We start from the raw sequence: 12,391 nt of genomic DNA, 5'->3' as shown, positions 1-12,391 counted from the left end.
TCTGTGAGGCTGCGAAACACTTGCAGACATTACTGTTGAAGCGCTTGAAAAGCAGCTTAAGGGTGCGGGCGAACTCGAACCTTAGGAGGCCGCCATGCAAGGCGATCCCGGCGTTATCCGCGTCCTCAACGCTGTGCTCACCAACGAGCTGACGGCCGTCAATCAGTACTTCCTGCATGCCCGCATGCACGACAACTGGGGCTTCAAGCGCCTCGGCCAGATCGTCTATCAAGAGTCGATCGGCGAGATGAAGCACGCCGACAAGCTGATCAACCGCATCCTCTTCCTTGAGGGCCTGCCCAACCTGCAGGACCTGCACAAGCTGAAGATCGGCGAAAACGTGCCCGAGTGCCTGGCCGCCGACCTGTCGATCGAGCTGTTCAACCGCGAACTGCTGGTCCCGGGCATCGTGCAGTGCGAGCAGGCCCGCGACTACATCAGCCGCGAACTGCTGCGCGAGATCCTCAACGACACCGAGGAGCACATCGACTACCTCGAAACCCAGCTGTCGCTGATCAAGTCGCTGGGCGAGCAGAACTACCTGCAGAGCGCCATGGGCGAACTGCCGGCGGCCTGATCCGCTTCACGAGACTTCGAAGATCGTCGAACGGCCTCCCCGCACCCGCGGGGAGGCCGTTTCGCTATTCGCAAAGCGCTTCCAGCGCAGGCCGCTCCAGCAGCTCGACGTGGCGCACGGTGGGCAGGGCGATCAGGCCTTCCTGCAGGAAGGCCGTCAGGGTGCGCGACACCGTCTCGATGGTCAGGCCCAGATAGTCGGCCATGTCCTGGCGGCTCATCGGCAGGTCGAAGGCGGCCTCGCCCTTGCGGTCGGCCAGCAGCAGCAGCAGGCCCGCCACTCGCTCGCAGGCGCTGCGGCGGCCCAGCATCAGCACGTGGTCCTGGCTGCGCTGCAGGCCGGCGATGGTCACCTGGTAGAGCTTGCGGGCCACGTCGCCGTCGCGGGCGGCCAGGTCGCTGAGCGCCCGGCGGCGGACGATGCGGACGGCGACGTCGCCGACGGCCTCGGCCGTGGTGCGGTGGATGTCGCCGGCCTCGAAGCCGAAGGCCTCGCCAGCGAAGTGGAAGGCGTCGATCTGGCGGCGGCCGTCGCGCAGCAGCCGGCCCGTGCGCACCGTGCCCTCGACCAGCTCATAGACCTGATCGGCCGCGTCGCCCTCGGCGAAGATCTCCTCGCCGGCGGCGTAGCGGATGACGCCGGCGGAGACGCCCGGCAGGGCCGGCTGGGCGGAGGCGGGCTCGAAACGGAGGGGCGACAGCATCGGAGGCTCCCGGGGAGGAAGGAGGCGGTGGGGAGACCGCCCCGTGACGCCGGCACATTCCCCCTTCTCCGCGTAGGGGTAAATTCGGGGGCCGCGCATAAGGGTTTTTGCGTAGGCGCAAATTCGGAGGGGCGACGGCAGGGTGTGGGGGAGGCAAAAAAGCCCGCCTTCCTGGGCCTTGTGCCCAGGATCCATCGTTCAGCATCCGCTGAGTGAGGCGTGCGCCCTCGGACTTTCGGCTCCCCGAAAAATCCAAATCACAGCCTGCCGCCAGCATGGATCCTGGGCACAAGGCCCAGGAAGGCATCTTCAATATATCGGGAGCCCGGCCCCTACCGCCGCGCCTTGACCATTCGCTCCAGCTCCACGGCGCGTACGGTGGTCATGCTCAGGTGGCAGCCGCCGATGTTCAGCATGTCGATGGTGCCGCCGGTCAGGTCTTCCTGGCACTCAGCGTCGCGACGCTTGATCCAGGCGCGCTGGGCGGTGCGCAGGCTGGCCTGCTGGGGCTTGGAGCGCTTGGCCATGGCCGCCTTGTAGGCGCGGTTGAGGCGGGCGTCCTGCTTCTGGAGCTCGGCGTTGGTGCAGCCGGCCATGGCCACGGTCACGCCCTTCAGGGCGTCGCCGCTGTTCAGGCAGCGGTCGTAGGCGGGCGAGTATTCCTTCTCGGGATCGATCCGTGACGGCTGTGCCAAGGCTGGCGTCGCGACCGCCAGGGCCAGCAGCAGCACGGCGGGGATCGAGCGTCGAAAGAGCATGTGGCGCGTCCTTGCGTTGCAGGACGCCCAGCATGCGCCGCGGATCACGACGGCTTCAAGGCGCGGCCGCCCTCGCCTACAGCGCCTTGCCGATGCGGTCGGCCAGGGCCGACAGGTCGCCGCCGGGCTCGTCGAACACGCCGAGATCCTCGGCGGTCAGGGTCGCGAACAGGTCCTGGGCCTCTTCCGAGGTCGACATCAGCGCGATCGCCGCCTCGGCTTCGTCGGGCGGCCAGCGGTCAAGCGCGGGTCCCAGCGCCTTCAGCCGGGCTTCGAATAGTTTCAGGTCCATAGCCACAGATCTTCTTCTGTTTCTGGAGTCGAGTCTTGAGGGTTTGCCGGCCCCGTTTCAGGAGCGAGCGCACCGCCTGTTCCGAACAGTCCATGGCGTCGGCGATTCTACCGACGTCGAGCTCTTCGAAATAGAACATGGTCAGCGCCTGGCGCTGGGTGTCGGGAAGCTTGTCGAGGGCTTTCTGAAGCGTCTTGGCGGTCTCCGTGCGTTCGAGATTGGCGAGGGCGTCGGCCTGGGCCGGCGCCTGGACTTCAGCGTCGGCCAGGCGGGTGATGACCTCCTGGGATTCCGGAACCGCCTTGCGGACCCGGCGGCGATCGATGGCCTTGTTGACGGCGATGCGGTGCAGCCAGGTCGAGAACCGGGCGTCCGGCGTCCAGCGCTCGCGAGCGCGCCAGGCGGCAATAAATGCCTCCTGGGCCGCATCCTCGGCCTCCTGAACGTCGCCCAGGACGTTGAGCGCCAGTCTCCGCACCATGCGCAGGTGCCGATCGACCAGAACCCGAAAAGCCGTCTGGTCGCCGTCGCGGCAGGCCAGGAACAGCTCCTCGTCAGAGCGCACGTCAGACAGACCAAACTCGCCCGTCGTCGCAATCGTCGCTGAATTCGCCATGGCGATTACTCGCCTCCATCGCTGTATCGCAATGTAACAGGCAAACAGCGTGCCATATATCGAATAACTACATTACTGTATTTGATCGATACATTTCCGATACTATCGGTACATTGCTATTTTTCAGAACGCAGCTCTTTGCAAAACGGGCGCAACAAGTCCAGTACGATTTGATACACATTGGACACATCTTTGCTGCGACTGGCGCGAAGCAGGCCGTCGAGCACGTATTGGTAGAATTTCCGCAACGTTGCGCCGTCCTTGCCGGCCGCCGAAAAATCCAGCGTCGTCGACAGAGCGGTCAGGATCTGGGTGGCCCGCATGGCGTGTCGGCACATTTGATCCAGCTTGCCCTGCTCATGGGCGAATTTTGCCGAGGCGATCGCGCGGTAGAGCTCCTCGTGCACGGAAGCCAGCACGTCGCGCGGGTTGGCGGTGAGGCGGCTGGAAGCCGCGTAGGCGCTGAGCGCCTGGTTAGTCGTCGTCACTGCTGTCGGCTCCCAAGATGGCTGCGATCTGCTGCTGGAGGATCTGGGCGGCGTAGAGTTCGGTCTCCATCGCCGAGTATTTCGAGATCAGCTTGGTCCGGTACGTCTCCGCGTCGTCGCGGATCTGGTCGGACTGTTCGGTGAGGTCGTCGTTGACCGTCTCCAGGCTTTCGATCCGCTGCTGGATCACGCCGTTGGAGGTGTTGGCGTAGTCGTCGATCAGGCTCGTGATCATGTTCGCGAAGCCCTGGTTGATCTCGATCGAGATCGTGCCGGAGGTCGGCGAGGCCAGGGCGAAGGACAGGCCGTCGTAGATCGAGCCCGTCGCGCCGATGATCCGGTTGCCGGAGATCGTGAACAGGCTGGAGTCGCCGTTCACCGAGACGCCGGAGATCGCCCCGTCGGTGACCGTGACCTGCATGTCGAAGTCGAACGAGACGGTGGTGTCGTTCTTCAGCAGCTTCAGATTGCTGTTGCTGCTGGTGAAGCTGGTCTCGAAGAACTTGGCCACGCTCGACAGGTCGGTGAGCAGCAGGTTGTCGAGCGTCGTCTCGTCGGTCAGTTCCAGCTGGTTGTCGGCGTTGATGGTGACGCCCAGAGCCGACAGGTCGGTCAGCTCGTCGTCCGAGCCCGCGGTCCCGCCCAGCATGTCGTTCAAGCGGCGGTTGACGTCGCGCAGGATGCTGTCGGCGAACAGCACCGCGTCGTCCGAGACCGTGCCGTCAGAGCCGACCGTCTGGTTGGTGACGACGAACGACCGCAGCGCGTTGTAGGCGGTGATGAAGTCGGTGATCGCCGTCTTGATGTCGTCGTAGTTGGCCTCGATGTCGAGGGTGATGGTCTGGCCCGAGGTGGCCTGCAGCAGCGAGATCGACAGGCCCGGAATGGTGTCGGTCAGTTCGTTGCTGTCGCTCTCGATCTCGACGCCGTCGATGGTGACGATGGCCGGCTGGGCCGCCTGCAGCACGTTGGAGAAGTCGCCGGCGCTGTCGGTCAGGCCGATGCTCTGACCGATGTCGTCGCCCGAGACGGTGGAAAGGGTGATCTCCTGGTTGGTGTCGCTGGTCGACATCACCAGGCGCGTGCCGGTCGAGCTGGCGATCAGGGTGGCGACGACGCCGGTGTCGCCGCTGACGTTGTTGATGGCGTCGGCCAGGTCCTCGACCGTCATGTCCGAGGTGACGGTGATCTGGGCGGCCGTGCCGTCGGTGGTGTTCAGCGAGAACACCCCGGCCTTGCCCAGGGCCGTGTCGGCCGTCTGGGCGGTCGAGGCGATCTTCATGGCCTTGGCCAGCTGGGTGACGGTGATCGAGTAGGAGGCTGCGACCGCGTCGGCGTCGGCGCTGACCGCGAGCACGTCCGTCGCGTCGCTGCCGTCCGAGGCGGTGAGATAGGCGCTCTTCTCGTCGAAGGCGTTGGTGGTGGTCGAGACCGAGCTGTAGGTCGTCGAGGCCAGCGACTCCATCGAGTCCGAGACCGCCTGCAGCAGCGTCTGCAGCTCCTGGTAGGAGGCGATCTTGGTCTCGTTGGTCGTGACCTTGGCGTCGATGGTGTCGGCTCGCGCGGTCTTCTGCGCGACGGCGGCCTCGATCAGCGAGTCGGTGTCGAGCCCCGAGATCGTGCCGGTCAGGTAGGTCGTCGACCCGGAGGTCGAGACGGTGCTGGTCGTCGTCATGGCGATGTCCGGAAAGTCGGCGGGAGGATCCAGAGAATCCTCCCGCCCAGTCTGCAGGACGACGCGGGCTGGCCCGCGCCGTCACGGCATGAGCCGACTACTGCAGCAACTTCAGAAGCGACTGGCTCATCGAGTTGGCCTGGCTGAGGGCCGAAATCGCTGCGCTGGTCAGGGTCTGAGCGTTGGTGAAGTTGGTCTGCTCGCTGGCGATGTCCACGTCGGTGATGGCCGACGCGGCCGATTCCAGGTTCTCGAGCGAGGTCGAGATCACGTCGCCCCGGAATTCGAAACGCGACAGGGTGGCGCCCACGTCGGCCCGCATTTTCGAGACATCCGTGATCGCCTGGTCGAGGGTGTCCATCAGCGCCGAAGCCGAGGACGAGGTGATCGAGGTGCCGTCGAGCGAAAGCGCGGCAGTGTCCGCGTCGCCCAGCTTCACCGAGATCACGTCGCTCGACGAGGTGCCGACCAGGAAGTCGACGCCGGCCGAGGAGCCGTAGTCGCTCGCGCCATCCAGAAGCGTGATGCCGTTGAAGGTGGTCGACGTCGTGATGTCGTCCACTTCCTCGAGCAGCTGCTGATACTCAGCGTCGATGTAGCTGATGTCGTCAGAGCTCGAGCTCCCCGATTGGGCCTGGGCCGTCAGGGACTTCATACGCTGCAGGATGTCGGCGATGTTGGACAGCGCGCCGTCCGCCGTGTTCAGCACCGAGGTGCCGCTGGTCACGTTGGTGGCGGCTTGGTTCAGTACGGTCACGTCGGCGTTCATGGACGTCGCGATGGCGAGGCCGGAGGCGTCGTCCTTCGCGCTGACGATCCGCGAGCCGCTCGACAGCTTCGCCAGGGATTCGCTCTGCGCGGCCGAATTGTTGTTCAGGTAGCGCAGGGCGGTGTTGGCGGCCGTGTTGGTGGAGATAACTGGCATGTTCTAGTCCGGTTCTCTGTCTGGAGTCCGCCCGGGGGAGAGTCCGGCCGGGAAGCTGTCCGCCGTTCTGACGGCCTGGCTTCGACGAGTTGAACGGGACGTCCCCCGACGATGGGGCGGATTATTTTCGAGGCGCGGTCGGAAAGCGCCGGCGGGGCCCGTGGCCCTTGCGCCGCGGCCCCTCAGACCGCCGCTGCATGCCGCCTCCTCCCGCCTCCTCCGCCGCCCCCGCCCTCTGCCCCCTCCTCCCGTCATTCCCGCCCTTGTGGCGGGAAACCCTGCTTCCGCGCGCACGTGAAGAGGAAGCGGACCGCCGGCGGTCCGCCCCATCCGCCCTTGCGGCTGACAGAGGGGTTCCCGCCACAAGGGCGGGAATGACGGGAGCAAGGGGGGCGGGAGACAGAGGGCGGGAGAGGAGCGCCCGAGGAGAAGAAGCCCGAGAAGGAAAGAGAGAGTCCGCCCCCTCCCCCGCGAGGCCGAAAACGGTCCGCGAAAAATAAACCGCCCCATCCGCGGCGGAGCCTCCGTTGAACCCATCGATCGGCGCCCAGGGCGTCGGACCGATTTCACCGGAGATCTCTCCATGACCACCGTCTCTTCGACGACGAGCACGACCAGCACCGCGAGCACGTCCAGCGCGTCGAGCACGCTGCAGCTCGGCACGACCGACTTCCTGTCGCTGCTGATGACCCAGCTGACCAACCAGAACCCGCTGGATCCGACCGATCCGACCGAGTTCACCAGCCAGCTGGCGAGCTACGCCTCGCTGGAGCAGCAGATCAGCACCAACGACACCCTGACCTCGCTGTCGGACACCATGTCGACCCTGTCCGACACGACCACCAGCATGTCGGACAACCTCTCGTCGCTGCTGACCCAGGTTCAGCTGCTGGCTTCGCAAAGCGAATAAGAGCGAGCCGAGATGAGCCTTTCCTCCGCCCTCTCCACGGCCGTCTCCGGCCTGACCGCCCAGAGCACGGCTCTGTCCGCGATCTCGGAGAACATCGCCAACGCCTCGACCACCGCCTACAAGACCTCCGAGGTCTCGTTCCAGTCGCTGGTCAGCGGCGCGATGAACTCCAACACCTCGACCAGCTCGGTGGTGGCCAAGACCAGCCAGGCGCTGAACGTCACCGGCACGATCTCGTCGACCAGCGTCTCGACCAACGTCGCCATCGACGGCTCGGGCTATTTCGTGGTCGCGGCCGATCCGGGCGACACCGGCAGCGCGCTCGTCTACAGCCGCAACGGCAGCTTCTCGACGGATTCCGACGGCTATCTGGTCAATAGCGAAGGCTATTACCTGATGGGCTACGCGACGGACTCGGATGGCAACATCCTGACGTCCAACACCAGCGACCTGACCAGCCTGTCGGCGATCAACCTCGACTCGATCAGCGGCACGGCCAAGGCCACCTCGACGGTGACCATGGCCGCCAACCTGCCGGCCGATACGGTCACCGGCGACAGCTACGACACCAGCATGGAGGTCATCGACTCCCTGGGCGTCAGCCACACCGTCGGCCAGACCTGGACCAAGACCGGCGACAACACCTGGACGCTGAGCCTGTCGGATCCGACCCTGACGTCGGACAGCTCGACCACCTCGGGCACGATCAGCCCCAGCTCGGTGACCGTCACCTTCAATTCCGACGGCAGCCTGGCCTCGACCGACCCGTCGCCCGTCGACCTGTCGATCAGCGGCTTTTCCACCGGCGCCGCCGACAGCGCCATCACGCTGGACCTGGGCGACACCGGCGGCACCGACGGCCTGACCCAGTTCGCCTCGACCTCCTCGACCCTGTCGCTGAGCCCGACCTTCGAACAGGACGGCGCCAACTACGGCGAGCTGTCGGGCATCACCATCGACGAGAGCGGCCTGGTCACGGCCAATTTCGACAACGGGGTCAGCCTGGCGATCTATCAGATCCCGGTCGCCACCTTCAGCAACCCCAACGGCCTGACCCACGTCTCGGGCACGGTCTATGACGAGAACTCGGCCGCCGGCCAGGTGCACCTGAACCTTCCGGGTCAAGGCAGCGCCGGCAGCCTGGTGGCCAGCGCCCTCGAAGGCTCGACCACCGACACGGCCACCGAGTTCAACAAGATGATCATCGCCCAGCAGGCCTATTCGGCCGCTTCGCAGGTCGTCAGCGCCACCAGCGACATGTTCGACACCCTGATCCAGGCGGTGCGGTGAGCGCCATGGGCACCATCGAACGCCTGCATACCCGCGCCCAGAAGGCGCGCCGGGACCGCGACACGCCGGTGGTCTCCTCGGTCGAGGAGGCGCGGGCCCTGGCGCGCAGCATCGCCGAGGGCCTGTCCGCCCTGTCGGACGACCAGCGCCTGCTGATGCTGTCGAACCTGCACGACGTGCAGACCGTGCTGGAAACCCGCGTCGCCGCGCTCGAGACCGACATGGCCGAGAGCCGCGAACGCATCCAGGCCGTCACGCGCGGCCTGAGCGCCACCGCCGGCTATCGCGGCAGCGTCCGGGCCCTGCGCGACCACCGCCGCCGCAAGGACTAGCGCCATGTCGCTGTCGTCGATCATCAGCTCCGCCTCGTCCGCGCTGTCCAACACGCAGATGCAGATCGCGGTGGCCAACGCCAACGTGGCCAACGCGGACGACCTGACCTACACGCGCAAGAGCGTCAGCTCGACCGCGACGACGGCGCTGAACTCGGCCTCGACGACCACGATCCAGCGGGCCGCCGACACCTATCTGGCCAAGACCGTGGTCAAGACGGCGGCCGGCGCGGGCTACGCCTCGACGATCGACAGCTACATGCAGTCCTACGACGCCGCCCTCGGCTCGGTGGACGCCGGCAGCGACCTCTCCAGCCTGCTCGACACCTTCACCAGCGCCCTGACCTCGCTGTCGGCCAGCGCCGACAGCGACACGGCCAAGGCCTCGGTGGTCTCGGCCGCCTCGTCGCTGGCGGCCGGCATCGGCGGCCTGTCGGCCTCGATCCAGGACCTGCGCACCCAGGCCAACACCGACATCTCCACGAGCGTCGACACCATCAACTCGACCCTGTCGACCCTGGCCTCGCTAAACGACCAGATCTCGTCGGTCACCGCCCAGGGCGGCGACGTCACCAACCTGCAGGACCAGCGCGACTCGGCCCTGACCACCCTGTCGGGCCTGATCGGCATCAGCAGCTACACGACGTCGGACAACAAGCTGGTGGTCTACACCACCGGCGGCGACCAGCTCCTGGGCACCACCGCGGCCAAGCTCAGCTACACAGCCTCCAGCGCGCTCGGCGCGACCAGCGTCTATCCCGACACGATCTCGGGGATCATGCTGAACGGCAAGGACATCACCGAGAGCGTCGATTCCGGCCAGCTGGGCGCGCTGATCACCCTGCGCGACGAGACCCTGGTCGACGAGCAGGCCGAGCTGGACGCCATGGCGTCGACCCTGATCTCGCAGGTCAACGCCATCACCAACGCCGGCTCGGCCGTGCCCGCTCCCACCACCCTGACCAGCGCCGGAACGGTGTCGGGCAGCGACGGCTTCTCGGCCAGCGGCACGCTGCGGGTGGCCGTGGTCAATTCCAGCGGGACCACGATCTCGACCGAGGACCTGGACCTGTCGTCCTATTCCAGCGTCGATGATCTGGTGAACGCCCTCGACGCCATCGACGGCCTGTCGGCCAGCATCGGCACGGACGGCAAGCTGACCATCACCGCCGACGACAGCGCCAACGGCGTGGCCCTGGGCGACATCGGCGCCTCGGTCGGCGACGACGCCCAGGGCGTCTCCGACTATTTCGGCTTCAACGACCTGTTCTCGGGCTCGACCGCCGCCGACATCTCGATCTCGTCGAAGCTGGCGAACGACTACAGCCTGCTGGCCACCGGCGCGCTCGACACCTCAACCACGCTGTCGGCCGGCGACCGCGCCCTGTCGACCTCCGACAGCACCACCGTCGACGCCCTGACCTCCATGCTGTCGGGGACCCTGACCTTCGCGGCGGCCGGCGACCAGCCGGCCAAGACCGTCACCCTGTCGTCCTACACCGCCAGCTTCGTCGCCGGCGCGGCGACCCTGGTTTCCGACGCCTCCTCCAGCTCCGAGACCGCCCAGGCCACCTACGAGGCGGCTGCCAGCCGGCTGCAGAACACCACCGCCGTCAATGTCGACGAGGAACTGGCCCTGCTGACGACCTACCAGTCGCAGTACGAGGCCACCGCCCAGCTCGTCTCGATGGCCAAGGAACTGTTCGAAGCCCTGATCAGCATGGTGAGCTAACCATGATCAGCCGCATCGCCACCTTCAACCACTCCAACACCATGCTGACGGCCAGCTTGAAGGTGCAGGCCAAGCTGGCCGACCAGCAGGCCCAGACCGCCTCGGGCCTGAAGTCGACCACCTATGGGGGCCTGGGCAAGGACACCGGCAGCCTGCTGCGCCTGTCCAGCCAGAGCGCGGCCCTGACGGCCGAGAACAGCGCGGCCAGCACCGCGACGGCCTATGTCAACGCCTCCTACTCGGCCCTGGGCGACATCGCCGACCTGGCCACCACCATCAAGAGCCAGCTGGCCTCGATGATGTCGAGCACGACCACCGACGCCGACACCACCGTCCAGTACGCCACCAGTTGGCTGAACGACCTGCAGGCCCTGCTCAACAGCAACTCGGCCGGGGTCTACCTGTTCTCGGGCACGGCCGGCGACGCCGCCGCCGTCGATTACAGCGACACCGACTACGACCCGACGGCCGACACCAGCGTCGCCGACACCAATTACTACCAGGGCTCCAGCGCCGGCCGCACCTTCACCACCACCGACGGCCAGACCATCAACCTGTCGGTCACCGCCGACTCCTCGGCCTTCGAGGAGCTGGCCCGCGCCCTGAAGATGGTCATCGCCTCGCCCAGCGACACCACGGTGATCTCCAGCGCCTACGACATGGTCAGCGAGGCGGTGACCGGCGTCGGCTCGCTGCAGGAGCAGGTCTCGCTGCAGGCCTCGACCCTGTCGGACCTGACCTCGCGCAACGAGGCCAAGATCGACAGCATCGACACCCTGTCGTCCAACCTCAAGGACGCCGACCTCGCCGAGACCGCCGTCCTGGCCACCCAGTACGAGACACAGCTGGAAGCCATGTACTCGATGATCAGCACCCTCTCGTCGCTGAGCCTGAGCAAGTATCTTTAGCGGGCGACAAGATGCTCCCCTTCTGGGGGAGCTGTCGCGAAGCGACTGAGGGGGCCTGCGCCGATCCCCCTCCGGCCCTCCGGGCCACCTCCCCCAGAGGGGGAGGATCGCCGCCAGAGTTGCAATCTCGCAAGAACCGGACATACGGCGGCACAATCGCACCGTCAGAAGAGCGGCCTCTCGTTTCGGAGCGCCGATGCCCCCCACTGTTTCTCCCAGCCGTCGCGGCCTGCTGGCGCTCGCCGGCGCCGTTCCCTTCGCCGCCGTCGCCGTGGGCTCGCGCCCGGCGGTCGCCGCCGAGGGCGTCTGCGCCATCACCCCGCAGGTCACGCAGGGTCCCTACTGGTTCGACCCGAAGCTGGACCGCGCCGACATCACCGAAGGCAGGAAGGGCGCGCCCGTCACCGTGGCCCTGACTGTCGTCGACGGCGCCTGCCGGCCGCTGAAGGGCGCACGGGTCGACATCTGGCACTGCGACGCGCGGGGGATCTATTCCGGCTATGAAGGCCAGGGCGACGACCACAAGACCGCAGCCAAGGGCGCGACCTTCCTGCGCGGGGCGCAGATCAGCGACAGCGCCGGCAAGGTCGCCTTCAAGACCATCTGGCCGGGCTGGTACGAAGGCCGCACCCCGCACATCCACATCAAGGCGCACCTGGACGCCCGCACCGTACTGACGGCGCAGCTGTTCGTTCCGGACGCCCTGTCGGAATATCTCTACGAGAACGTCCCGGCCTATAAGCGCCCACGCCAGCGCGACACCTTCAACCGCCACGACGGCATCGCCCTGCAAGGCGGCGAGGCCATGGTCGCCAGCGTCAAGGAAGGCAAAGACGGCTACGTCCTGGCCCTGGTGCTCGGCGTCGATCCCGCCGCCGACTGGAAGGACGACGCGGGGATGGGTGGTCCGGGCGGTGGACCGGGTGGTCCGCCTCCCGGCGGCATGGGTCCTCCTCCCGGTGGAATGGGTCCCCCTCCTGGCGGCGCGAACGGCCGCCCGCCCGGCCCGCCGCCCGGCGGCTTCCCCAATGGCCAGCAAGGCGGTTCGCCGCCCGACGGCATGGGTCCGCCGCACCACGAGGCGCTGACCGGCGAGGCGCGGCTGAAAGCGATCGTGCCGGGGCTCTGATCCTTCTCCCCTTGCGGGAGAAGGTGGCCTGCGAAGCAGGTCGGATGAGGGGTCTC

Annotated in this window: 14 protein-coding genes; 7 read left to right on the top strand and 7 right to left on the bottom strand. The window is 66.8% G+C overall.

Annotated features, from left to right (window positions below):
* Positions 1–94 precede the first annotated feature (94 nt).
* A complete protein-coding gene (bfr, locus tag AC2YHT_RS05205; RefSeq protein ID WP_198574152.1) occupies positions 95–577 on the top strand; it encodes a bacterioferritin in 483 nt (160 codons plus the stop codon).
* 64 nt (positions 578–641) lie between these two features.
* On the opposite strand, the gene fixK is transcribed toward bfr, so the two are convergent.
* From fixK to AC2YHT_RS05170, 7 genes are all read right to left on the bottom strand, one after another.
* A complete protein-coding gene (fixK, locus tag AC2YHT_RS05200; protein ID WP_487288520.1) occupies positions 642–1,280 on the bottom strand; it encodes a transcriptional regulator FixK in 639 nt (212 codons plus the stop codon).
* 332 nt (positions 1,281–1,612) lie between these two features.
* Positions 1,613–2,038: a lysozyme inhibitor LprI family protein gene (locus tag AC2YHT_RS05195; RefSeq protein ID WP_487288519.1), complete on the bottom strand. Its 426-nt coding sequence runs from the start codon at positions 2,036–2,038 to the stop codon at positions 1,613–1,615.
* Between the two features lie 76 nt (positions 2,039–2,114).
* A complete protein-coding gene (locus tag AC2YHT_RS05190) occupies positions 2,115–2,330 on the bottom strand; it encodes a hypothetical protein (protein ID WP_487288518.1) in 216 nt (71 codons plus the stop codon).
* Positions 2,278–2,946 (bottom strand): RNA polymerase sigma factor, encoded by a 669-nt coding sequence (locus AC2YHT_RS05185; RefSeq protein ID WP_487288517.1) that lies wholly within the window; start codon positions 2,944–2,946, stop codon positions 2,278–2,280. Before AC2YHT_RS05185 ends, AC2YHT_RS05190 begins: the two co-directional genes overlap by 53 nt.
* Before the next feature lie 116 nt (positions 2,947–3,062).
* The gene (locus AC2YHT_RS05180) at positions 3,063–3,434 is read right to left on the bottom strand and encodes a flagellar protein FliS (protein WP_487288516.1); all 372 of its coding nucleotides are present in this window, start codon (positions 3,432–3,434) and stop codon (positions 3,063–3,065) included.
* Positions 3,421–5,109 (bottom strand): flagellar filament capping protein FliD, encoded by a 1,689-nt coding sequence (gene fliD, locus AC2YHT_RS05175; RefSeq protein ID WP_487288514.1) that lies wholly within the window; start codon positions 5,107–5,109, stop codon positions 3,421–3,423. Before fliD ends, AC2YHT_RS05180 begins: the two co-directional genes overlap by 14 nt.
* Positions 5,110–5,206: 97 nt before the next feature.
* Positions 5,207–6,034: a flagellin gene (locus AC2YHT_RS05170; protein ID WP_487288513.1), complete on the bottom strand. Its 828-nt coding sequence runs from the start codon at positions 6,032–6,034 to the stop codon at positions 5,207–5,209.
* A 583-nt stretch (positions 6,035–6,617) separates the two neighbouring features.
* Between AC2YHT_RS05170 and AC2YHT_RS05165 the strand changes: the two genes are divergently transcribed.
* The 6 genes from AC2YHT_RS05165 (at position 6,618) to AC2YHT_RS05140 (ending at position 12,335) form a co-directional block, all read left to right on the top strand.
* Positions 6,618–6,944, top strand: coding sequence for a flagellar hook capping FlgD N-terminal domain-containing protein (locus AC2YHT_RS05165; RefSeq protein WP_110121034.1), 327 nt, complete (start codon positions 6,618–6,620; stop codon positions 6,942–6,944).
* Positions 6,945–6,956: 12 nt separating this feature from the next.
* The gene (flgE, locus tag AC2YHT_RS05160; protein ID WP_487288512.1) at positions 6,957–8,234 is read left to right on the top strand and encodes a flagellar hook protein FlgE; all 1,278 of its coding nucleotides are present in this window, start codon (positions 6,957–6,959) and stop codon (positions 8,232–8,234) included.
* 5 nt (positions 8,235–8,239) lie between these two features.
* Entirely contained in the window at positions 8,240–8,566 is a 327-nt protein-coding gene (locus AC2YHT_RS05155) for a hypothetical protein (RefSeq protein WP_110121036.1), read from the top strand.
* A 4-nt stretch (positions 8,567–8,570) separates the two neighbouring features.
* Positions 8,571–10,298: a flagellar hook-associated protein FlgK gene (flgK, locus tag AC2YHT_RS05150; protein WP_487288511.1), complete on the top strand. Its 1,728-nt coding sequence runs from the start codon at positions 8,571–8,573 to the stop codon at positions 10,296–10,298.
* Between the two features lie 2 nt (positions 10,299–10,300).
* Complete coding sequence (locus AC2YHT_RS05145; RefSeq protein ID WP_487288510.1) at positions 10,301–11,206, top strand: flagellin; 906 nt, start codon at positions 10,301–10,303, stop codon at positions 11,204–11,206.
* 196 nt (positions 11,207–11,402) lie between these two features.
* The gene (locus AC2YHT_RS05140) at positions 11,403–12,335 is read left to right on the top strand and encodes an intradiol ring-cleavage dioxygenase (protein ID WP_487288508.1); all 933 of its coding nucleotides are present in this window, start codon (positions 11,403–11,405) and stop codon (positions 12,333–12,335) included.
* Positions 12,336–12,391 lie beyond the last annotated feature (56 nt).

The sequence above is a fragment of the Caulobacter sp. SRI_008 genome (assembly GCF_057586355.1).
Note: the sequence above shows the minus strand (reverse complement) of the source record. Positions and strands in the feature narration are given on the sequence as shown.

What these genes read in the sequence shown, in the direction of transcription:
- bfr (WP_198574152.1), top strand. Translation starts at nt 95, where the DNA reads ATGCAAGGCGATCCCGGCGTTATCCGCGTCCTCAACGCTGTGCTCACC.
- fixK (WP_487288520.1), bottom strand. Translation starts at nt 1,280, where the DNA reads ATGCTGTCGCCCCTCCGTTTCGAGCCCGCCTCCGCCCAGCCGGCCCTG.
- AC2YHT_RS05195 (WP_487288519.1), bottom strand. Translation starts at nt 2,038, where the DNA reads ATGCTCTTTCGACGCTCGATCCCCGCCGTGCTGCTGCTGGCCCTGGCG.
- AC2YHT_RS05190 (WP_487288518.1), bottom strand. Translation starts at nt 2,330, where the DNA reads ATGGACCTGAAACTATTCGAAGCCCGGCTGAAGGCGCTGGGACCCGCG.
- AC2YHT_RS05185 (WP_487288517.1), bottom strand. Translation starts at nt 2,946, where the DNA reads ATGGCGAATTCAGCGACGATTGCGACGACGGGCGAGTTTGGTCTGTCT.
- fliD (WP_487288514.1), bottom strand. Translation starts at nt 5,109, where the DNA reads ATGACGACGACCAGCACCGTCTCGACCTCCGGGTCGACGACCTACCTG.
- AC2YHT_RS05170 (WP_487288513.1), bottom strand. Translation starts at nt 6,034, where the DNA reads ATGCCAGTTATCTCCACCAACACGGCCGCCAACACCGCCCTGCGCTAC.
- AC2YHT_RS05165 (WP_110121034.1), top strand. Translation starts at nt 6,618, where the DNA reads ATGACCACCGTCTCTTCGACGACGAGCACGACCAGCACCGCGAGCACG.
- flgE (WP_487288512.1), top strand. Translation starts at nt 6,957, where the DNA reads ATGAGCCTTTCCTCCGCCCTCTCCACGGCCGTCTCCGGCCTGACCGCC.
- AC2YHT_RS05155 (WP_110121036.1), top strand. Translation starts at nt 8,240, where the DNA reads ATGGGCACCATCGAACGCCTGCATACCCGCGCCCAGAAGGCGCGCCGG.
- flgK (WP_487288511.1), top strand. Translation starts at nt 8,571, where the DNA reads ATGTCGCTGTCGTCGATCATCAGCTCCGCCTCGTCCGCGCTGTCCAAC.
- AC2YHT_RS05145 (WP_487288510.1), top strand. Translation starts at nt 10,301, where the DNA reads ATGATCAGCCGCATCGCCACCTTCAACCACTCCAACACCATGCTGACG.
- AC2YHT_RS05140 (WP_487288508.1), top strand. Translation starts at nt 11,403, where the DNA reads ATGCCCCCCACTGTTTCTCCCAGCCGTCGCGGCCTGCTGGCGCTCGCC.